The organism is Nocardia sp. NPDC052112, assembly GCF_040680135.1.
GTDB lineage: Bacteria > Actinomycetota > Actinomycetes > Mycobacteriales > Mycobacteriaceae > Nocardia.
In genome coordinates this window covers 271455-296224 of the sequence record NZ_JBFAWD010000005.1, presented here as the reverse complement: position 1 = coordinate 296224, position 24770 = coordinate 271455, and the positions used below count along the sequence as shown (strand labels likewise).

Here is a 24770-nt window from a genome sequence, read left to right as displayed (position 1 = left end):
TGGCAAGGGCCGAGGCGCAATGGCACAGTAGCCGGGCCGAAGTCGATCAGGTGAACCTACACACTCCGAGCACACCGGAGAAAGCGGCAGAGATCCGGCGATTGGTGCTGGCCAGAACTGCCGCCGACCGGGATCTCGCAATGGTGGAGCGCGCGATCGAGCGGCATCGTACTGTCCAGCCCACCGGCACGTCGCCTGCCGATACTCGCCGGCGGGAACATTCTGATCTGCTGCTGCGCGACCTGGTCGCATGGCGGTATGTGGCGGCGCGGGACGCGGCCGCGACCCACGCCGCGGTCGATGCGGCGGTCGCGCGTGACGTGCTGAACGTGGTGCTCCAGCACGAGCCCGGCATGCTGCTGACCGATCATGTCGCGGTGATCGGCGGCGATCGACCACGCCTGGTCGTTGTGGCCGATGAGGCCGATCATCTTCGCCTGCGCGACAACGCGATTGCCGCGCACGCTGAACTTCCGGATTTGTTCGGTCTGAGCTGTGAGTACCGCTCGGCCCGCAGCGATGTGGATGCTGTGGTGCAGGTGGAGCTGATCCGGAATCCGGAACCACGCCCGGAGCCTGAATTGCCCGAGGTTCCCTGGTTGGACTTGGCCGAACAGACGTCAGCTCGCCGTATACGCCGGGTCCGACAGATATTGCGCGAGACCGAAATCGGGCAGTGGGCAGACCAATTGCTGAGCAGTGGCATCCACATACTTTTGGAGGCGAACGCCGACGACAGGTTGTACCCGGCCCGGAAGGTTCTGGTGCTCGATGTCGGCGCCTCCGATGCCGAACTTGCCGCCGCCATGGTCGCGGGCGCGGTGCATGTCCATCACGAGCGCAATCGCAGCGCTGGCAGTGCCATTCAAGATGTGATGGATCCGGATCGTGAGAGATACGTGGCCGCTCGCCTCGAGGAGGAAGCGATAGCGCAGGCGGCGCGAGCCGAGGCGATGCGGCAACTGCGGGAGGCCGGCCACGACACGGAACCACCGGATTCGCTGGAACTCACCTATTCGCAGGCATTCCGCCGTGCCCTCGATGCGGCTGCGCGGGGGCGCCCGCCGTCGGTAGCCGAACTCGAACTTGCCCGGCAGGCCGGTGTTGCCGCGGTACTACCGCTTCTGCAGCAGGTCGGGCCACGACTGGACGGAATGAGCTACGCCGAGTTCTATCGTTCGGCCTGGCGCGATGCTGGTGGGCATGATCGGGTCGATGCCACAGCGGTTGGCCGAACAACCTTGGATGCACAAGGCGGACACCCTGATTCCTACCTCGAGCCCTGGACTGAGCTCGATGTCGAGGGGCAATTGACTGCGCTGGTCCCGGAATTGCGTGCGGCGCTGGAGCATCGCGATAAGGCGCGCGCCGAACTGGCAGTGCTGACAGATGAGAAGCTGGCCGAATTGGGACCGGTTTCCGGTGAACTGGAACTGCTTCGGCGGGCCACCGATTCGCGGACCCGTGCCTTCGTCAGGTCGATCGACGCGTATCACCGATGGGCTTCCCGCGCCGCTGCACTCGACGCTGCGGTCCGTGCCTACGAGGAGGCCGACCGCCAGCGTGCCACCTGCGATCTTCTAGCCTTCGAGCGCTCGCTGGATCCGGTACAAGTGCGGCCGGGCACACCGTTGGTGGGTGACCTGACCCAGGAGCGCGATCAGGCGAAAAACGAATTGGCCCGATTCCTGGGTATCGAACCTACGCAGGTCACTGCGGACCAGGCCTACAACCTGCTGGGCCAGGCCCAGCGGCACCAGCAGTTGTCGAACTCGCTGGGCGATCGCGTCGACCGGATGGCCGCATTGTGTGAACGGTTCCTGGCCGTGGATCCGATCGTGCGGGCCGTCGAATTGCTGCGCGAGCGGGAGGCGCAAGCCCGGCAGCTCGACGCGCAGATCCATCCTGTGGTTCCGGAGCCGAAGTCACCGGAAACCCAGATCGCCGAAGCGCTCGCCCAAATGCCGGATCTCGGCGCCGACAACCGGGCCGCAGTCACCGCAGTGCTCGGAAAAGCGTTGAAGCACAACGGTGCCCGGCTCTGGCCGGTGGAATATATCGGTCCCGGACATCGCGTTCAGGTGCGCGATGCCGACGGCGCCCGGCTGCTGGACGTCGAGATGGGTAATGGCACGGTACGAGTGCAGGCACGTCTGAAGGCTCAGTCGCAGCCCCGGGCATTGCAGGCGGAGCTGCTGCTGCCGGAGCTGATGACCGGATGGACCCATCCCGATGCAGTTACCCGGACGTTTACCGCGGTGTTGAAAGGGCTTGCCGGTATCGGTCCGCGTCCCGGCGCACGGCTCACCGAGGGCGACGGTGTGTTCACCATGGAGCTGTCGGGTTCGAGGGGTTCCCGGCAGCTCGATGTCACCGCCGACACCGACCGCGGCAACCTGGCGTTGTATTTCGATGAGGGAGACGATGATTCGGGAGGAGGCCGGGGTAATCGAGGGCTGCTCCCCGGCCCCGATAGCGGTGGCCCTGTGTCGGCGTATTCCGGCATTGCACCGATCCGTTCGGTGCCGCACGGTGATGTCGGTCATGTGACCGAGCAACTCGGTATACATCCGCGATCGGATTCGATGGAGCCCGAGCCCGAACCGGTTCGATCCGGTGCCGACGTCATTCGCGAAACCGTGCGCGCGGCAACGAGAATCGACGACACCGCCCGGGACGCGATCGTCGCCATCCTCGACCGGGCGCTGTCGGTGGACGGCACCCGGCCGGCGGTGACGACGACCGGCGAGGACCACACCCTCCAGGTCGTCGGTGCGGACGGCCCGCCGGTCTCGGTAATCGCCGGCAGTGATTCCACCGTGGTGGTCGAACTCCCGATCGGCACCATCGGCAAGGCACAGGTTCACGGCGTCGAGCATGCGGTGCGAGAACTGTTGCGCGGCTGGCCCGCACATCAGGTGGGCACCGCTGTCGCCGAGGTCGCCGCGTGGAGTTTCGCTTTGCTGTCTTCGCGCGACGGCCAGGTGACCGCGGAGTTGGACTGCACTCCCGGCGACCGGCGGCTGAAGGTCACGGTGGACAGTGATCGCGGTACGCAGACCCTGATGTTCGGCGAGACGGACCCCTCTCACCCGGCCCCGGCTTCCGTCCCTGCCTACACCGATGGCACCACCGAGTATCAGCTGTCGCCGCAGTCCGGGCCCCACGATGAACCGACCCCTGAGCCGGTACCGCGTGACGCGCAGGTGGGAGCACGCCAGGACCGCGCCGCGTTGCGCGGCTCGGCGACAGCCGTATTCGGCGTCGACAACCCCGCGCCGGGACCGATGGATCCGGCGCGGCTACGGGCGGAGGGTGTGGCGCGTCGGGACCACGCCATCGCTGCGTTGCCGTATTCGGCGGCGGCGGAATTCGGTGTCTCCACCACGGCGCCCGGCCTCGACGATTTGGTACGACTGCGCGACCTGCAGGCAAGGCTGGCGCCGACCGCGACATGGGCGGAGCACCTCAGACGGCGGCTCGGCGCGGTGATCGACCTGGTGGCCGAGGTCGTTGCCGCAGACATCCGCATCGCGGGCGTCGATGCGCCTGGCGCGATCCCACACTGGAACAATTGCGCGCCCAGGGCAGTGCGGTTCGTCGGGGAGTTCGTGGAGTGGACGACCGGCACGGCGCCCGGTGTGGTCGAGGACAACCCTGTCGTCAGGGCGGCTGGGGTGCCGGAGATCGAGATCGCACGGGCGTTGCGGGCGGAGTGGCGGCGGTTCGGTTCGTTGAGCGAGATGGTCGAGCATGTGGCCGACGGTCATGGGGCCATCTTGGGTGCGATGGGTTTCGGCGGGTCGGGTGAGCACGCGTTCGGGCTGCGGTTCGAGGACGGCACGGTGGTCGGCTTCGAGGTCGACAACGGGGTGGAACGGACGTTCTGGGGTTACGCCCAAGCGATGGCGTGGGTACAGGAGAAGGTGGCTGCGGGGGCTGTCGAGTTCTTCGGCGTCGCTATCGATGAGTTCGGCAGGGCCGAGCGGGAATTCGTCGATGGGCCTGGTCGACTGGTTGTGCGCGGCCGGGACGCTCCGATGGGGCCGCTGCGGGGCATGCCGAGACGGCGCGCACCTCGTGCCGGACCGGAGGATATGGGCACTGCGGGGATGAACGAGGGCATCCTGTGGTTGTCTCAGCCTCGAAAAGTCCTTGCCGAGCTACTGATACATGATTCGGACCGGGGCCGGTCCGCGGATTGGCTGTTCACCGGTCCGGGCACGGTGGCAGGCAATGCTTTTCGGGTGGAAGTCGCATCGCTGCGATGGATCGGTGGAACCGGTGAGAAGGGGCTCGCGGTCGAATTGACCCTGTCTTCGGCGCAGGGTGCGTCCGGTCGGGTGATCCTGGAAATCGTCTCGGACGAAACGGGCGAGTGGGACTGGGATCGCGGTTATCCGACGCTGCTTCGATATCGGGAAGTCGATTTCGGTCCACAGCCCGAGAGCATTGCGCCGGTGGTGGGGATGCTGCACGAGCGGATCACCCAGCGGATGCTGAACGACAGGAATCGCTGGGCGCCCGGCAATGAGCAAGTCCCGACCGAGAACGTCGCCGCGCCCGCCGGACAAACCCGGAGCTTCGCGAACGCGTCCGAGTTGGCGGTGGAATTGTCTGTCGGGGAACTGAACCCGATGGTGACCTTTGGTGGTGAACTCGGCGCCGAGTTGGACTGGAACCCGGGGCAGTCGGTAGCTGAGCCCGATCTGTCCAGCGTTCAGCCTTGGCTGGAAGAACAGCTGGTGGGTTGGGTCGGATGGTCGGTCGGCCAGATCGGTGACCGGGTGCGTGAGCTGGCCCACGGCGTGATTTACCAGACCAGATCAGAAGACTCGGTGCACTACGGTGACCTCACGCTGGTGCTGCGCGCGGTCGCCGGCAGATTGCGGATCGAGCTGCACAACAACAGCCGAGTGTTGCAGCCGGTGCCCAATATCGGGATGAGCCGTAGCTGGGCCGGGGTGGAACGCACCGCGGACGGCGCGGGCACGGTCACCTGGGTAGAACTCGAGTCCACCGTTCCCGATCTCGTTGCGCCCGTGCAGGACATTGTCCATCGGGCCGGGGCGTCGTCGCTGGCGGCGGCATTGTCCTCCCAGGGCGAGCCGGACGAGATCGTCACGGTATCCCGGCGGCGGGGCGGCATCGTGGCCGAAATTCTCAGCTGGGCAGGCGAGTTGGGTGTAGCACCGGCTGAGTTGCTCTCTTGGTTTCCGGAACTGGGTGAGGTGATGTGTGCGCTGCCCGCGGCGGCCGTGGACACTTGGGCGCGAGCGGACTTGCAGGAACAGATCGAGCAGCAGCGCAGGAACAGCAGGTTCGACGAGTCGCGGCAGTCGCGGCTGCACCAGTTGGAAAGGGCCGCCGAGACGCTAGAGATGGTGGGCCACCAGATCGCGGAACTCGGGCTGCGGACCCAGTTGTTGTCGGCCCGGTACCTTCCGGACCACGGTCCCGACGGCGTCGTGGTGCCGGACGGGGGACGGACGCAACTGTTGGTGGCCATCGGGGATACCGAGGCAGACAGCGATGCCGCCGACATCGTGGCAACGGCGGACGCGGTGATCTGGTATCTGCCCGGGCCGGTGCCGGGCATCCTCGGCTTCGAAGACCAGATGTCCGCCGCCGCCTACCGCCTCGAGCGGCAGAAGCAACGGGAGCCGTCCAAGCGGGTGGTATTGGTGATGCTGCTCGACAACGACATGAGCGACCGGCTTGCCTCGGCAAGGCCCGACAGCGAGACGCAGCGAATCCGGACGGCGGTGGATGCCCGGAACCTGGTGGATCGGGTGGCGTCGATGAACGCGGCCAGGGAGGCGCTCACCGGTAGCCGGGCACAGGTGCTGCTTGCTGGTCACGATGCCGGGGTGGACATCGTGCTCGAGGCGTGCGAAACGCCCGAGATGCGAACCCAGTTCGACGGTGATCCGCAGCTCGAGGATCCGTCGCTGTATCCGTTCGAGGCACAGTTGGTGCAACTAGAGCGTGCGGTGCCGGCGCAGCCGGGCGAGCTGCGGGAGCAACGGCGCCAGGAGTTGTGGCAGCTGCGGGTGCTGCTGCGCTGGCTTTCCAGCGAGGTGGGGAATTTCCCGGAGCCGCGTGCGCTCTCGCTGGGGTGGGGCGGCAGCGCGGAGGTTGTGCTCGGTGACCTCGGCACCGCGCGGCGGATAGAGGTCCATGCGACCGTGGGGCGCACGAACCCGATCTCGCTGCGGGAGAGTCTGATACGCGGCCTCGACCGGCACAACGCGTCGGTTGCCGAGCTGCGGTCGCCCGACGACGACGCGGCGGTGGCGACACTGGTGTGGCGGGGGCCGGATCTTGCGGCGTTTGTCGAACGCGTCACCGAGTTGCTGGAGCCGCGGTATCGGTCCGAGCAGCGGCCGCAGGTCGTGATCAACACACATGAGGCGGACGACCCGCGGGAGCAAGAGCCTGATCTCGGAAAGTCGTTGGTGACGCTGGCTTTCCAGCAAGTCGAGCGCCGTGCCCAAGCGAAGGCTGTCTTGCGCGAACTGGCCGACGACGCGAACACCAGCCTGGATGAGCTTTTGGCGCCGGGCTCGCTGGTGCGTGCGGACTGGGAACAGCGATTCCGCGAGCTGATGCCGGCGGTTGCCGCGCGTCACGGAATGTCGGTAGACGTATTCGCCGACCCGATGATCGCTCGGCGAGTGTGGCAGGATTTGGACCAGTCGATCCGTTCCCGGCCGACCGATGACATCCATGATGATGTCGTCTTCCTGAACTTGTTCGAGGCGACGCTGGCCTTCGCCACCATCCAGCGAGCCGACGCCCGCCTCACGCAACTCGTCGGCGTGGAACTGGTGCTGCGCGACGCCGCGACGCGTATGCATGAGCGGATCGACACCCGGGATGCCTTCGTGCACTTCGCTTCGGCGGCTGCCACCCTCGATCAGCTCGCCGGCCGGCTGTTCGGGGCGGATCTCGCGGTCGGCCTGGCTCCCACGGAGGAAGCGAAACTCGTTACACGCCACCAGATGAACGACCTGTTCGACAATCTGCTCGCCGATCTCACGCGGACCGCGAAGGCCGGGTCGGCGGCACCCCGGCCGCGGCTCGGCGAAATGCTGGTGGGGTTGCGGGCGCAACTGCGTGCGGATCCGATCGCGGCGCAGCGGGCCGCGCAGCTCGATGCGCTGGAACACAATCTGCGCAGCAGCCATCGGCAGCGATTGGCGGCCAAGCGGCGTTATTTCACGATCCGTACCGAGTGCATCGCGGATTTCCCCGCCGAAGTGGAGTATCTGGGCACCGTCACCGATCCGATCGACCCGGCGCGGTTGGTCGCGCGCATCGGTGAGGTCGTCGGCGAAGGTGAAAATTGGCGGTCGCGGGTGGCACAGCTGGATCGGTTGCGCACGGCCGCTGAACAATACGTCGCTTGGGAGGATCGGTTCGCTCGGTTGCGTGCCGCCGCGGACCAGCTCGAGGCGGTGGCGTTCGAGCGGCTGGTGATGGAGACCCCCGATGTCGAACTCCGGTACAACCAGCGGTTGGATCAGGCTTTTGCTCAGCTGACGGAGCTGTTGGCCGAGCCGGAACCCGATATGGGTGCTCGCCCAACGCCCGGTCCGGATCGACACGCTGAGCGCGGCAGGCCGACGCGGGCGGTTCCGGGCGTAGGCGATGGTGCGGTCGAGCCGAGCCGAGCGCAGCTGTCACATCGGTCCGACGACATCCCGAAGATCTGTGCGCTCGAGATCCTGCACTTCGCGCGGCTGCTCGGTTTCGAGTTGGCCGGGGAAATCCCGTCGCTGTTCGACGAACAGATCCGGCTGGCAGGTCTGAACCCGGTCGAATTCGCGAAGCTGTTGGGGGCCGATTGGGCAGAAGAGCCCTTCGAATCCCTGGAGCAGATGCGTGCGTTGGCTGCCGAGGGCAAGTTCGTCATGGGTGCCGTCGCGCACGAACCGTTCGGCGCGCACGCGTTCATGCTGTACCGGCGTGACGATGGCCGGGTGTGGGTGCACGAACGCAAGGGCCACCAGGTCATCGATGTGCTGTTCGTTGAATGGCGGCAGCCGAAGGGCGGGCTGCACGGCATCGTGTTCGATGCGCATCGCAAGCCGTTGCGTCCGTTGACTCCTGGGCAGGAACCGACCGGCAGCTACCCACTCGCGAACCTCGCGGGCGCAACGACGGGTGTCGCACCGACGCCTGTTACATCACCCGGACAGCTCCAGCCGGATCCGGCTGCGCCCAGTGCCGGATCAGGGCTCGGCGAGACTGCCGGGATCCTGGACGCATTGCGCGAGCACGCCACCCGTCGAGCGGTCGAGCTGTTCGGCGCCGAGCCGAAGCTCGGCTGGGTCAGCGCCGACGAGGCGTGGCGGATGGTCGAGTCGCTGGGCCGGATCGACCCGCGCCGGCTGCGAGATGGCATGCGGGTGCTGAATTTCGACATGCGCAGCAAGGTCATCGAACGGCGCATTTTCGAGGGGCGCTCGGTTGCCGAGACCGCCGCGGACCTGGGGATCACCACAGACCGGGTCGAAGATCTCCAGGCGAATGTCGGGGCACAATTCGCCGAAAACCTTGCTGGTGTCTGGGTGTGGAGACCCCGTGGCGCGGCGGGCCCGCGAGTCATCGAAGCTTTGGCCGACGATCCCGATGATTTCCTGCACTGCCTGGCGCTCTTGTCCCCGGACACGGCGGACGCGATCAAGCTTTTCCTGCTGGGCTGGTCGGATGCCGAGATTGCCGGCGAGCTGGGTGGCGAGGTCAGGACGGTCGCGAAACTGCGGCAGCGTGGGGTCGGCCTGGTGGCCGAGCTGCTGGACACCGACCCCGCCGACCGGAAGCCGCAGCGAGCGATTCAACGCCGAACGGGCGCCGCTGCCACCGAGAGCGTGATCCCCTATCAGCGCCCGGCAGTCAAGGGACTTCCGAAGAAGCTGCGCGGCCTGATGAACTGCGCCCCGGCGGTGGCCACCGCCGGTAGGGATTTCATGCAGAGAGTGGCCGGCATTGTGCCGAATGCGCCTGCGCTCGTGGACAGTCCGGGGGTCAAAGCCAACGGTGTCCGGGAAGACGAGCTGGCGCGGGCACTGGGCGCCGACTGGCATGAGGGCGGTTTCGGCTCCGGTGTCGATGGTCTGCGTACGGCGCTGCGGATGGTGCGCGACGGGGAAGTCGGGTTTATCGCAGGCGCGATGGTATTCGGGGATGCGGGTGCGCACGCCTTCGCGATCGAGCGCACCGCCGACGGCGGGGTGGTGATCACCGAGAAGATCAACGGAAGGAAAAAGACCTGGTCCAGTGAGCGGGGTTACCGCACTTGGCTTTACGAGCGGGCCGGCTGGAATATCACTGCGGTGCACGGCATCGTCATCGGCATCGATGGTCGCCCCGAGGTGCGGTTCGACGAAGGACGCGACCGCAGCGAGGTGCTCGGCGACTCCGCCCCGGCAGTGCCGATCGGTGGCATGCCGGACGATCGTGCCGAGTCCCGCGCGGGGCCGCCGTCGCCGCACCGATTGGGCACCGAGCTACGTCGGCTGCGTGAGTCGCTGGCTCCGTCCGACAGTGCCGAGGAGAACTGGCGCCGTGCCCCGTTGACGCTCGATTTCGACGGAAATACCGAGTTCCGGTTGTCCATATCCGATTTCCGTGGTGCGACGTACCGCTTCACCGCGAATGACATCGACCGAAACGTCGAAGTGGTGTTCGGACAGGCGCTCTGCCACCGGTTCTCCTCCGCCTTGCACAACATGACCGGCTGGGACATCGTGGTCATCGGCAGGCCGCAGCGTGACGGGACATGGGCGCCGGTGCACAGCGCCGTACATATCCCGGACAGCAACGACCTGCTCGATATCACCGGCCGACACAGCCTGGCCGCACTCATGGAGCGCTATGGGGTAACCGAGTATCGCGTGGTCAAGGACGCGCGGTGGATGCCCGGGGACATGGTGACAAAAATAGACCACCTGAGCGGTGATCGGTTCTGGTGGGCTGCCGAAGAACGCGTTCAGGTAGTCGAGGTAATCAGCCACTTCGCGCGGTTTGTGCTGCGGGACAACGGGTACGGTGATCTCGCCGACGCGGTGGCAGCGGACTCCGACGTGTCCGCGATCGACCCGAAACGTCTGAGCTACAACAGGTTGGCGCGGCTGCATCGCAGGCGCGGGAAGACTGTCGCGGAATTGGCCGCACTGATATCCGATGACGCGGCGGCGTTGACGCCGGACCGGATGGCTGCCCTCGGTGCCACGCTGCGGGAACGAGGCGATCACACCGCGCTGGACGTATGGACGCGGTTGCGTGAAATCGACGCGAAAATCGCCGAGGGCCGTGACCATCAGCGCGGCCTTGCCCGGGTCCGGGTACTGGAAAATCTGGAATACACCTTGCACCAGGTGTATTCGGCGTACCAGCGGGAGGAGCTCACCCTCCTCGAGCGTCGCCATGCCTACCTCGCGGAGCGGCCCCAGGACGAGGGACGGTTGGGCACCGGCCCCGACGCGCTCGACCAGATACGTCGGTTGAGTGCCCGAGGACGGTCCGGCGTGCTCGGACGGTTACGCGGTCGCCGCGAGAGCCATGAGGGTGATCGAATAACCCGGATTTTGGACACGATGGCGCAGGCCGCCGAGAACCGCGAACACTGGGCCCGACACTTCGAGCGGCTCGAAGGGTATGTCCGCGAACTCGACGCCCGCGTCGAGGAACTGCGCCCGGCCGACGAGACGCACCGTCGCGGCGGCGAACTGGAGACCGCGCTGCTGGAAGTCGCTCGGGCCGTTCAAGAGGATTCTCGCGTCGGGCCGCGTAACGACGACGACGGCTGGCGCGACCGGCCGGATGCTGAGATGGTCGTCCATCTGGACGGGGCCGCGCCGAAGAATTGTTTCATCGATGCCGGGGTGGCGGTCTGGCGAGCAGTGGGTGTGGAGCCGCCTGCCGAGCTGGCCGGGTTCGATGCCGGGCTCGCCGGGACGGATCCGCGAGACGGCGCGATGAAGATGCGCGCGGGTTGGCATGAGGAACCCTTGACGGTGCACGCGGTACACGAGCACGTCGCCGAGCACGGTGGGGCCGTGCTCATGGGGGTGACCTTCCAGGGGTTGACCGAGGTCACCGGTTTCGGACATGCGGTGGCGGTGAAACGGAACGAATACGGCGACGTCGTGGTCGAGGAAGACGGCCGCGAGATCTCGTTCTATGACTGGGTGCGGCGTCGCTCGGTGATCGATCAGGTGTTCGCGATCTTCGTGAACGAGGCTGGGGTAGCCGAACATCCGTTGGAGCCGGGGCAGGTGCCGTCTTTCGTGCCGCGGGCGCTGGAGGGCGTGCGCCTCGGTGCTCGGCCAGAAGACGGCATGCCGTCGACCGATGAGCGGCCGGAAGAGCAACAGATTCCGGCCACGGAGCCGGAGACTTCGGAAGCGACCGGCGCATCGGGTGTGCGCGCACCGCAGGGCTCGGGCGACGGTGTCACCAACTGGCGCCAGCTGCGGACCGAGAACGAGGTTGCCCTGGTGCGGGCGCTGTATCACCGGCCCGAGGTGCGTCGGGCCGCGGTCGCTGTGCTGGATCGGTTGCGTGCGGTGCTGGCCCAGCTGCACCCGTGGGCGACGTCGGAACAGATCGACTCCGCCTTCTACGCCTACAACGTTCCGGGGGCGCCGGAGACGGTGCGCGATCCGGATAAATGGGGCGGTGCGGTGCCGCGGTGGGTATCGCTGGAAGAACTGCGTCGGCACGGGAATTTGCGGGAGCTGATGTCCGCGATCCTCAACGCGCTGGTTCGCAACGCCGAGGTGCAGAGTGCGGCGGGCACCACGTTGAACGAGGGACTCGCCGCGGTTTTCAACGCGGATGATTGGGAGCTGGCAGCGGGCGCCGCGGGGTTGGACATCGATGCGCTGCGCCCGGTTCTGCGGAATATCCGGGACGCGAAACCGGACTCCGAGATCGTTGAGCGGGACTTGCGCGAGGTTTCGTATTTTGTGCGCGACACTCCGGCGGCGCAGGCCGCGGTCGAGGAATACCAGGGCAGGAATACGGCCAACCGCGACCGGAAAACAGAGGCGCAGCGCCGCCGGGCATTCACCGTCGGAAACCTGTTGCACCTCGGCATGCCCTTATCGCCTCGGGAGTTGGCGGCGATTCCGCCGGAGCAGCTGCGGCTGTTGCGAAAGAAGGTACTGGGGCCGGACTTCGTGCTACCGCGGGACCCGCGCGGCCGAGTAGATGTCGGCCGCTTGGAGCGGCAGTTGCTGCGTATCCCGGGCGATCAGCACGGTCACGTCGAAGTGCTCTACACCTACGACTCCCAGGGCCGCCGGGTATACAAGTCCGGCAAGGCCGTCGTGGACCGCGTGATCGTCTTCCATGACCAAGGACCGATCGCTCCAGCAGCCGTGGCGAATACGGACTTCCGGCTCTTCGATGTCGCATTGCCGTGGCGGCCGGGGACAGCGCTCGTCGAATTCGACAACCGCAGCGCCTGGTTTCAGGAGATGGCGGTGGTCCGGGGTATCCCGATCACCGCGGGAGTCGCGGGCAGCACCGCACGTTTCATGGCCCCGACCGAATGGTTCATGACTCCGCAGGACTGGGCGAAGCAGGATGTCGAATGGGAGGACTTCCTGTTCGCGGTCATCGCTTTCGTGGCATCGCAACATCATTCGTTGTACGAAGTGCTGCGGGCGTTGCAGATCATCGGCATCGATCTGGTCGACGCCGACCCGAATACACCGGAGTTCGTCCCCGCGTTGTACCGCGGCGTCGCCGACCGGGTCCGCGCCCGATATGGTGCCGGGGCGCTCCCGAGCCGCCCGGACCATGCCGCCGAGGCAGCTCCCGCGCCGGCGAGCGGGGGTAGCCGGTCCCGTTCGGTGGATACGAACGGCATTGCACCGATCCGTTCGGTGCCGCACGGTGATGTCGGTCATGTGAATGACTGCGTGCCGGTGGCGTTCGAGGCGTTGGATGAGTTGCACGGTCCGGGGTTGGTGAATTGGTCCGAGTTGGGTTCGGTGGGGCTGGAGGGTGTCTCCGGTGGTCGGATCGCTGCCGCGTTGGGGTATAGGCCGGCTGGGTTTGCTGGTCGGGCCGCAGTTGTTGGTGAGCTGGCCGGTCGTGGTGAGAAGGCCGCGGCCGTGCTGTTCGAGGTGTACGACGACACCGGTATGGGGCACGCGGTGTTTTTGGTGCACAAGGGTGGTGGTCGGGTTGTCGTGGTCGGCGCGGGTGGGGTGGAGACAGACTTCGAGGAGTGGGTCGAGGAGCAGCGGATCGAAGGCCGTCCGGAACCGATCGGGGTGTGGGCGGCGATCGTCGACGAGGACGGTCAGGTTGTCGGGGGGTGGGTTGAGGAGAAGTTGCCGCTGTTGCCGTCGGATAGGGACTTCGGGCGGAATCCTGATGATGCGCGCCCGTCGGCGGTCTCCCCTGGAGATTCCGATGCCGAACGTGACGGGGTCGGCAAAGAGTTCCACCACCGAGAAGACGGTCTGGAGTGGAACGCCGGTGCGAACGCAGCCCCGGCCACGAGCGATAACAGAGGTAAACCGTCATCGAACCCGCCAGCCGGCACACCGACGTCGGAGTTGACCCCGGAACAATTGACCCTGGTCGTCAAAGAGTTTGTCGCACAGGGAAACTGGGAGCAGGCCATCGCTGTGCTGAAACAGCGGTTCGGCGACAAGGTGTATCGATGGATTTCGCGCCGCTACGACGATTCACCGCTGGCACGCGAAGTCGCCGAGGAAGCGTTCGCCCGCGCGGTGTATACCCTCCGGCAGCTGCCTGACGACCTCGATATCGAGCGCTGGATCGTTGCCAAGGCCAGGGGATGCATTCCGCGATTCGACATGTTCGTCGAATTCCGGCGACGACTCGTCCTGGCGGTCGCTGCGGTCGGTGATTCGGATACCGTGGCCCGCCCGGTGATGGAAACTCCGGGCCAACTCGTGGAGGTTCTCGAGAGGGCGACTCTCGCACAGCTACAACATGCCATGGAATCGCCGCTCCTCAGCGACCCCCAACGCGAATTGCTCGACGCTCTCTGGCCGACGCCGCGGCACCCGCGTATCGGGCCTGCTGGAATCGGAGTCGGCCGACCCGACGGCATGAAAGTTGTGGTAGCTGCCCGCATACTCGCCCACCAGCTGCGGGTGGATATCGGACAGGATGGAGTCTCCGAGCCGGAAACAGACGCCCCCGCGATACCCGATCACGATCACAGCTTGCCCGCCGATGGGGTCGGCAATATCGAAGTCGGCGAGGACGACGCCGAGTCGGATCCCGGCCGAGAATACATGGAGGTATTCAGACGGCTGAGCACATCGACAGACGCTCGAATTGCAGATGAGTTGGGCGTAACTCGACAATCTCTGTATCGACTGTACGTCGAGATCGCCAAGAGATTGAATATCGACTACGGTCGCGCGCTCGCCCGAGTCGCCGGGGATCGAGCGGAATCCGAAGGCGCACAGAGAACGACACATGCAGCGGAAAAACAACTCCGCCCGGTACATTTTCCACCACGCCACGCCGAACTGCTCAGACTGTTGGGTGAGGGCAAGACAACCGCGCAGTGTGCTGCGGCAATGGGATTGTCTGCCAACACTATTCAAAAATACACACAGCAAATCGGTAACCGCTTGGGCCTCAAGCTCCGAGACGTCATACTTCGGCACGTAATCGAACTGGGTATTGTCGAAGCATCGACCAGTCAAATGGTCCGGCCGCGATTGTCCGATCGAGAAAAGCAAATTATCGAAGCGCGATCACAAGGCATGAGCTACGCCGAAGCGGGCGAACAACTGGGTATTTCCAGAGCGACGGCGTATGGGATCGGAAAGGATGTCCTGCACAAACTTTCCGCAGACAACTGGACGGAGGTGTTCGATTTCGCGGTCTCCGAGGGGATAATTCAGGAACCTTGGGAACAAAAACTCCATAGAATTGTGCTCCAACTTCTCGCAGCCGGTCATACCATCGCGAGTGCCGCAACAGCTTTGAACCATTCACCCGCGTGGCTGATCAGCCGCGCTGCCGCCCTCGCCACAGAGCTGGATGTCGCTGTCCACAGCACCGATGAACGGTGGACTGTCAACCACAACACTGCTTTGGTGGCGACCGGAATCCGGCGCGGGCTCATCGACGCACCCGCGCAGTTCCCGATCGTCCTGACACAACAGGAAAGAGCCATCCTCGCTGCGAAAGCGCAAGGCAAAACGGCTGAGCAGTGTGCAGACGATGTACACCTGTCACCCAGCGCCGTGCATCAGGTACTTGCCGAGCTGAGGAAAGTCACCCATTCGGAGACCACAACCGAACTGGTGGCGAAGACGATCCACCAGTGGATTTCCACCCCTGTCGAATCCGATGGGCGACAGCATGCCGAATTGATGCGCATCCTCACCATGATCGCCTGTGGTCACGGCCGAAAAGAGATAGCGGCAGAATTCGACCGGTCACTAGGGTGGGTGAATATTCGGTACACCGCGCTGGCGGAGGCGTTCGGCGTCGTCGACAATCAGGCAGCGCTGGCCGCTGCGGCCATTCGCGGGGAGATCCTCGCTCCCCCGCCCCCGGCGAATGAGCACTCTGTCGACGATGCTCAGGACCGCCGGATTATCCTCCTCAAGGCCGAAGGCAGGTCCGACCAGGCAATCGCGACGGAACTGCAGCTCCCGTTCAAAGCTGTACGGACGACGATGGCCCGTCTGAAGAAGCTGACCGGCAGCGGCACCACCGGACAGCTGATCGCGAAAACCATTCACTTGGTTGATGTCGCCGAGGCCCGCACTGCATATGCCACCGGAAAATCCGAGTCGCCCTCGGCTAGCGGTGACGCCCCAACGGGCAAGGTCCAGCAGACTCTGGACGCTGCGGTACGCACAATGCAGCGCGCAGTTGCCCGCCCGGCCACAGCGGCGCCGGAAAGCCACGCCGAGGCCGCGCCGACCACACGCGAGCTGACCGCGCTCCGCCAGGTCGCGGCGGGGTTGTCCCTCAACGCGATTGCCCCGAATCTCGGCGTAACCGCACCGAGGGTGCGCGCCTATCTCGATGCCCTCGCCGCCAAGCTGGGCACTGATCGAAGCACACTGACCCGGGTCGCCGAATCCGTGCACGCGGCCGCGGAGGGCATTATCGAACCGGTCGGCCCGACAGGTGATTTCGCATCGCTGACCCGCCGCGAGAAGCAGGTTTTGCGGTTGCTTCCGCGCAGGCTCTCCGACGCGGACGCAGCGCGGGAACTAGGCGTTTCCACCAGGGCGTTCCAGCAGGCGCGGAACAAACTTCGCCGGAACCTCGGCACCTCGGATATCAACGCGATTATGGAGTGGGCCGTGCAGGGCGGTTACGCCGAGGCTCCCGCCGACACAGCCGCCCGGCCCGAGCATATCGAAGCCATCGACTCGGCCTTGCGGACAAGCGTCGAACACCTACTGGCAGTGGGTGAATCGAGTGGCGCGGTTCCGGCGCCTGAGCCTCCCCAGGTCCCGCTGCAGGCTCGGGGTGTGCCTGCGGCACCGGAACTGGAGGTGACGGCCGAGTGGACCGATCCCGCTGCTGCGACGACGGATGGACTCGAGGACTATCAGTGCGGTCCGAAGGTCGTCGAGGATGTGGCTCGGTGGTTCGGTCGCAACGACATTCGGTTGCTGGGCAGGGCCGGCCTGGGCGGGGTGCTGGTCAGTGTGATGGAGGATGCGCTGGGTGGTCGGGCACAGCATGTCGCGGGGTTGGCTGATGCGGTGGCTCGTTTGGATGCGCACGGGCGGGTGCTGGATGCGCGGGGGGAGGGTGACGGGATTGCGATGGTGGTGTTCGAGCCTGCTTTGTCGGGTCGGCGGGGGGATTTGGGTCATGCTCGGTGGTTGATTCGTCATGTCGACGGTGATCGTGTGTGGTTCGAGTTGCGGGATCCGGGTAAGGGGGAGTTCATTTCGGATTTCGTTGTGCCGGAGGATGTGCCGGGTCGGTCCGGCATGTTGGCGTTGTTCCTCGATCAGGATGGCCGTCCGGTCTCCGAGGGTGTTCCGGATCCGGATGCGGATGCGGATGGTGGTGTGCGATGGCGAGGACCTGCCGACGATTTCGCCGTCGGAATGGCGCCCGCGGATCCCTCCGGACAGGTGCACGCCGACTTGTTCCGGCCGCAGGGCGCCGTGGACGACCCGCGCCCGTCCATGCCCGGGGCGGCAGCCGAAGCTACGGTCTCCGCGGCCTTGCGGACCGGTCGATTGCTGCAGGGACACAACAATTTCAACTACGCACTGCCACGGCAGGGCTTGTTCGTGCGAATGCGCAAGCCGTCCGAAGGCGTGGATCCGCGAGTGTTCCGGGAGCACGAGCTGCTGCGGTTGTTTGCGAAATACGGGGTGGAAAATGTGCCGCTGCCCTATGCGGTGCTGACCGAAATGTGCTTCGACCGGTGGGTGGCGACCGAGTCCACCCCGATCGTGATCACGAGCATGCTGCCCGGCCATCAAGCATCCGCCAGCGAATATCACGCCGAGCGCGAACAGGTCATGGGTGGCTACCGCACGCTGTGGCGGCAGCTGGATCGGATCCCCGAACCGGAACTGCGCGCCCTGCTGTTGGAGGAGATGCCGGAAAACCGGGACACCGCAGGGTTTTTCCGCTGGATCATCGATAAGCAGCGGCGGCTGTTCGAGACCCTGCTGCAGAATGAGGACGCGGCGGCAATCATCGATCAGGCGGAGATTCCGAGGAATATGTTCGATCTCGTCGAGGCAATGGTCGACGAGGCGGAACCGGAAGACTTCACTCTGCTGCACGGGGACGATATTCCGGACAACACACAGCTCGACCCATTCGGGATGGTGGATTGGGATCTGGCCCTGCTCGGCCCACGATCCTGGGACAAGGCGATCCTCCATCACCGGGGCGTGGCCGGTTATCTGTCCAGCGCCGATATGACCCCCAACGTCAAGATCGCAGTGGCCATCCTGCATGCGCAGCGGCTCGCACACGACACGGTTCCCGCTGTGCTGGGGCGGCAGCTGGATCCCAGTCGCGACACCACGTACATGGCCAGCTATGCCGCTGTCCGGGAGATGGCGGGCAAGTCCACCCGCGGCTGCGTCGATCTGGTCAAAAGGGCGAAGGGACACGACCACGGTCTGATCGTCGATATGGCGTCCGATCCCACGGTGACCACCGTGCCCGTCCGCGAGGACGGCCAGGTCTTCGACGAGGCGACGATCCGAGAAATTACGGCGGCGATCCGAGGCGTCGCCGATAAGGCGATGGCGGGCTGGCCACCGGTGAAACGCCACGCGGCGAGTACGGCCGTCGCCTTCGCGGTCGGAAAGGCGTTGCGCAAGTCCACCGGCAAGGTGGTGCTCACGGTGGTCGGCACCAGGGAACCGTGGTGGAATCGAGTCACGCGGTTCACTGTCCTGCACCGCAACCCCGATGCACTCGGCATCGAGCTGCCCGCCGGTGTGCGTGAGTGGACGGGGGACTTCGAGGACACTCGTTTGAGGGAGAACCCCGAAGGGTGGGCAAGGTCTTTCACGTTCGCGATGCATACGCGCTATTTCGGGACGGTGAGTGCGGATAAGACCTTGGATCCGTTCGTGTCACCCGTCGGCCGGATTGTGGCTCCCGGTGCGCTGCCGGCTCCCCGGCAGATGGCGCGGGCGTACCGGACGCTGGGAGACCACCAATCCGCGAGGCTCGAGATGGACCGGGCCGAGGCAGAGTCGCTGATCGACCTGATCCCGCGTGCCAGTGTAATCCGGATCGAGGGCACCCACCGCTGGTGTGTCGTTGTCGGCGACGGTTTCTGCGTGGTCGGGGACCGTGCGGGCCTGCCGGGCCCGCCCCGCGGCGATGGTGCGGGGCACGAGCACGAACTGCTTGCGATGCTGCATCGTCACGGGGTGCAAAGGGTGCCGCGCCCGCTGTTCGTCCTGGATCCGGCGGTGCGGGAGGAGGGGCCGGGGCCGCTGATCATCGAAGAGCGCCTGCCCGGACATCCGCTGTCCGCAGCCGATCATGTGCACGTCCGGAATGAAGTCATCGCTCCGGTGGAGGCATTGCTGCAGCAGCTGCGACAAGTGCCCCGAGCGGAGGTCGGCGACGTGCACCTGGTCGCGGAGGATCCCGCGGAACTGCTGCGGAAACTCGTCGACGAGGACATGCGCTTGCTGGCGGAGTATCCGGAAAAGCTTGCTGCCCACAATATTCCGGACCAGCCGTTCGCGCCGATCCTCGCGATGGCCGCTACCTTGCAGCCCAATCGGTCCCAGCTGATTCCCGCCGCGCTCACCATCGACAACATCCTGTTCATGAACGGCCAAGTGTCCGGGTTCATCGGATGGCGCCGGGTGATGTGGGCCGACCCCGACTTCGCCTGGGCGACACTGGGTTTGTCCCTCGGTACCGAGCCCCGTGGTGGGAACGAGGAGATCTACCACGGCTATCTCCGCATCAGCAGATTGATCCGGGCATTGGCCGGGCCGGAATCGTCCGAGATGACGGCAGACCTCACCTCCGACCTGAACTACGCCCGCGGGCTGTGGGACGCACCGACCGCGGAAAATCGGGCGCAGGCCGGAACTGCATCGGCCGAGCCGCCTGCCGGCCCCGCTGTTTCAGGAGAATCCGTCGCTCGGCTGCGTGAGCGGTTCGAGGCGGCGGTGGTACGGCGGATGGCCGTGGTGGGCAATCCGAGGGTCGCCGGCGATCTGGTTGCGGAGGTGTTCCGGCGCGCTGACGCCCGTACCGGTGAGCTTCGCGATGGCCGGGATGTGGGCCGGTGGATTATGTCGCTGGCTGATGGTGTGTTGTCGGATCAGGCCAAGTTCGTGCGGCATGTCCGGTTCCGTCGCGCCCTGGAAGCAGTGGCGCAGGGCGCGGAGCGTGCGGCGTTGGTTGCCGCGAATGATCGGGACTTCCGGAATGCCGTCGCCGCGCTCACCGATGGGCAGCGTCGAGTGCTGATGTTGCTGTTCATGGGGGACGGCATGTCGGTCGAGGCGGCGGCCAGGGCGATGGGGGTCGGTGCGAATGTGGTCACCGGTCTGATGGGGGAGGGACTGCGTCAGCTGGCGGTTGAGCTGGGGGCGGAGCTGGACGAGAGCCGACCCGATGATGCGGCTATGCCGACCGGTGGAGTAGAGTTGGCGGAGCTGCTCGCGGGTGGCGGTGTGGTTCTTGCCACGTCCGGGGGGCTGCTCGTGCCCGCGGTAGCTGTGCTCCAGGTTGCGCGCGACGAGTATCTCGACGAATTGTGTCGTCTTGTCGAACAGTTGTCTCCTTTGTACCGGGAAACCTTTGTCCGGTGGTTCCTCGGCCAAGGCGCGCCGGCGATTGCCGAGGCGGAAAACGTCACGACTGGCGCGATCCATCATCGTCTTCACAGGATCGTTCCCGGTCTGGCCGAACAGCTGGCTCAGCGTATGGACGCGGCGGCCCTGGCACGCTGCTTCGATTGGCTCGGCCGAGGTCGACTCGCTACCGATCAGCTGCAGGCGCTTCGACTGCACGTCGAAGGAAAGTCGATCGCCGAGATAATGCGACTGATGCGGCGCACCGATGGCAGTGTCAAGCGGCTGCTGGCCGAGGCCACGCAGCGCACCGCAGCAATGCTGCCCGTCGAGTTCGGCCATCGATACGCGTATCTTGTCGAGGCGCTGCCCCTGGACCCCGGGCAGGCTGCGCAGCTGCACCTGCTTCTCCTGACCGCCGAAGCGGATGCGGAATTGTCTTCCGAGACAATGACATTCCATGATCTGGCCCGGTTGCTGCGGGCGGCGATCAGCTCGGGTCGACTGCTGCCGGGGCAGCGGCTGCCGTCGAATCGCAGTCTCGCCGAGCAACTCGGGGTCTCGGTCATGCTGGTGAAACGGGCCTATGCCCGGCTGGCTGCCGAAGGACATCTGCGCACCCGACAAGGCTTCGGAACCACCGTCGTCGGCCCCGACAGTTCGGTCGCGCCCGTCTCCAGCGATGAAATGGAATCCAGTGCGCGCCATGCTGTGCTGCGGGTTATCGCGGGTGAACCGGTGGGCGCGAAACCCCTTCGCCCCCGCCTCGCAACCTTGGTGAACGCACTGCGCGTCGCCATAACTACCGGTATCCGCCCGGTCGGCGAACGCTTGCCCCCGGTCACGGATCTTGCGGAACGCCTCGGCGTGTCGGTGGACACCGTATACCGGGCCTACGCCCGGCTGGCCGACGAAGGGTATGTGCAGATCCGGCATGCCTTCGGCACCGTGGTGGTGTCCGACCGGCCGGTCGGCACTATCGGGCAACCAGCCGGTACCGAGGCGGAACCCGACTCCGACGATCGGACAAACCGTGATAGTGACGACGACACTGCGGGGAGCGCCCCTGCGGGTGTAAGCGCATCGTCGCCAATGCGCCCAGCTGCCGTGGGCGGCGAAACCGATTCGGCCACAGGCGTTTCCGATGGCCCTCAGACGACTGCCATCGACAGCGAAAACCGCGACGATGATGATGGCGACGGCGGCGGCGCCCCGGCCACTCGACGACCGGGCGGACCGCGAACCGGCGGTCCTGGGAGCGGTGGTCGGCCCGCGCCACCGGTCGACCCGAGAGATCCGGGGAAGGTCACCGCTTTCGGTCCCGGTCTCTCGCCACGGGCACAGGCGTTCGGTCCCGGTGCCCTACCGCCGGTGGTGTTCGATCCGGCTGCGGTGCTGGGTCTGCCTCCGCATCGAGCCCGTGGATTGGATGGGCTCGGGTTCGGTCCGCCTGCGGTGGTGGCGAATCCGTTCGGCGGCGTGCCCGACGGTGCGGTGGCGTATGCCGCGAATGGCGGGGAAAGCGGCGCTTTCGGTGGACGCGGTGACTCGGAATCCACGCGGGACACGTCGCCGGCGTGGGCGGAAGCCGGACCCGGCACCGAAGCCGAATCGTCCGCCCATGAGTTACTCGCCGACGCAGGGGAAGAGTTGCCCGCTGACGCACCGAGTGGGCACGGCGATCCGCGTTCGCGGCTCGAGGCGGCCGAGGGCGAGCGTACGCACCGCCGGCGCACGGTGGCCGAGTTCGCGTCTTCGCCGGAATTCGTCGCGCTGGAGCAGCGGATCTTCGGCGTGCTCGGTGATCGCCGGGTGGCGCGGGAGATCACCGACCGAGCCTACCGGGGTGCGGTCGAACGATTCGGCCGAATCGGCGATCGCGATGTCGAGGAGTGGGTCCTGCTCAGGGCCCGGAACTTGATGGTGGAGCATCGCAGGTTCGTCCAGTTCCGGCAGCGGATCTGGGAGATCTTCGTCGCTGGTGCCGATGTCGAGGAGTCTGGACAGGCGAGCCGGGCACTGGCCGAGGCGACGAGAAAAGAGATACAAGACGGCATCCGCAACGCGCTTAAGACCAACCAGCAGAGGAAGATCCGTCAGCTGGAGCAGGAGCTCCCCGGCGCGGCGGTTGCGGAACCGTTGCTACCCGCGGACGTCGAGACCGTGGATCCGGTGTTGTGGGGCGCTGTTCGGAGGTTGGCCGTCACGATCGCCGCCGAACACGCTGGGACCAGTATCGCTGACATGCGGCTGGCTTCGTTCCGGGTGGACACCCCGGACGAGCTGGCGGACCGGCACACGGTTTCAGCAGCCCCGACTCGGTCGGCCCCAACTCGGTCGGCGCGGACTGGGCCTGCGCCGACTGATCCTGCGCCGACTGATCCTGCGCCGACTCGGCCAGTCCCGGCTCACGGAGCGTGGAATAAGCGGGACAAGAAGGCGCTGGCGAAAGTCGAGGCGGCTTTCGAGGAGGCGCTGCACGCGACTGCCGACGGTGACAACGATAAGTTCGAAAAACTACAGGCCGTCATTCGGCAGCTCGACAACTCCGACCAGCAGCTGTGCCTCGAGCTCCGACACCAGGGGGACTTGACCTTCACCCAGATCGCCGACGAGATCGGCGGAGACCGCGACGAAGCCGCGACCGAAGAGCTGTACCGCGGCGCGGTACGAGCACTGGCCGAATTCCTTACCGCCGAGTCCGAAACCCAGAACCTAGCCGAGGCCAAAGCTCGTGCCGACGCCACCCTGGCGGCCGAGATCGTGTCCGCATGGGCTCGTAGCGACCACACCGACCGGTTGCCCACGCCGATCCAGGAAGCACTGCATACCGACCGGACGACATTGGTAGCCTGCGTTGCTCGGTTGTCCGATGTTCGGCGGGCATGCCTGGATATACGTGTCCGGCGCGGGCTCTCGAACAAGGAGTCCGCCGCGGAACTGCGCCGCAGCATCAAGGCGGCAGAGCAGCTGTATCAAAATACGCTGCTGGAGCTGGTTTCGATGTTGCGTCAGGTCCACGGTCACAATGCGCGGGCCGTGGTTGCGGCGGCATTGCGTCAGCTGGATGAGTCCGACGAAGTGCAACGGCGCTTCGCCGTGCTGGCGGACAGACAGCAACGGATCCTGGTGTTGCGCCTGCGGCAGGGCTTCGGATATGCCGATATCGCTCGCGATCTGGGCATATCCCGAGGCGCTGCGCGCGTGTTGTTCTCCCGTGCGATCGACCGGTTCGCCGGGCTACTGCTCGACGAGATCGATCCGGACGACGTCAGGCCACCGCGAGCCGCCGAACTCGGCCTCCGCGAGCTGCTGACCGCATTGGGCCTCACCACACCCGCTGGGTTGGCGCTGGAGATCGGTCGGTATCTCGGTGACATGGCCCGCGCGGTGACCATCGTCACCGATTCCGGCCAGTCGGAAACCCTATTCGCGTCGCCGGAATGGGCGGGATATCTGGCTGTCCGGCTGTGCGCCCGGTCCGTGCGGGAGATGAGCGTGTCGTTCCTGCTGGAACTGCAGGCGAATGCGGGCAGCGCGCGGCAGGCCGTTGGACGTGAGCAGCTGGAGTCGCTGTGCGCCCGGTACCGAGAGATCACCGATCCGTATGCGGCTGCCGCGCAGTTGGCTCAGCGGTATGCCGCTCTTGCCGGGCCTGGCCCCGGCGCGACAGTCGCGCGGGTTCTGCTGAACTGGTCACTGGAGCAGGACGGAAAGCCGCCGAGCGCTGTCGCCGCGTTCGACGAAGCCGTTCTCGCCGAGCCGTCGGATTGGCTGGAGACGGTTCGGGCGGGCAGCCTGCGCCACCGGCTCTGGCAGACCCGGCTCGACCATGCCGGGGGAGTGCTGGATCCGTTGGCGTGGGTGGATCCCACGCTCGAAGCGATCGGCCCGGCCGCCGACCCGACCCGATCCGAGTCCGACCGCCCAGTGGGTGCGGTGGGTATCGACATTGCCGCCGAAGCGGATTCGATGGCGCAGCGGTTGCACCGCGCTGCCGAGGCGGAGCAGACCTCCCGCGCCGCCGAGCCACACGGCGGCTATATCGAAGGACTGGTGTTCGCGGCGCGGTCCGGTGATGCGGCGGCGGAGGCCAGACTGCGCGATCTGTTCACCGCGGGGCTGTCGGAGCGAGTGGCGTCCAGGTTCGTCGATCCGGATGCGACGGACGGAATGGTGGACGAAGTGTTCGCGCGGATCGTCGCTGGCGCCGAGCCACCTGGCGAGGACATCGGGGCTTGGTTGGGGGCGGTGGCGGACGACGTGGTCGCGGCCCACTTCGAATCTCGTCCGCCGATCACCCAGCGGGACATCGCCCGAGCGGCGGGAGTGAGCCCACGTGTGGTCAGCCGGGTGTTCGCCGGAGACGCGACCGTGGCGCCGGACACCGAGCAACGGGTGCGCACGGTCGCCGAACGTCTCGGATACCGGCGGCCGGAGAAGGCCACCGGATCAGATGACCCCGCGGCGGGGGACTAA

Annotated in this window: 1 protein-coding gene (only partly in view); it reads left to right on the top strand. The window is 66.1% G+C overall.

Features of this window, described 5'->3' with window-relative positions; all coding sequences use genetic code 11:
• Positions 1–24770 carry the final stretch of a sigma factor-like helix-turn-helix DNA-binding protein gene (locus tag AB0L58_RS12155; protein ID WP_364385318.1) on the top strand. Its footprint begins 82855 nt before the window's first position, so only the last 24770 of its 107625 coding nucleotides appear in the window; its start codon lies off the left edge, out of view; the stop codon is at positions 24768–24770.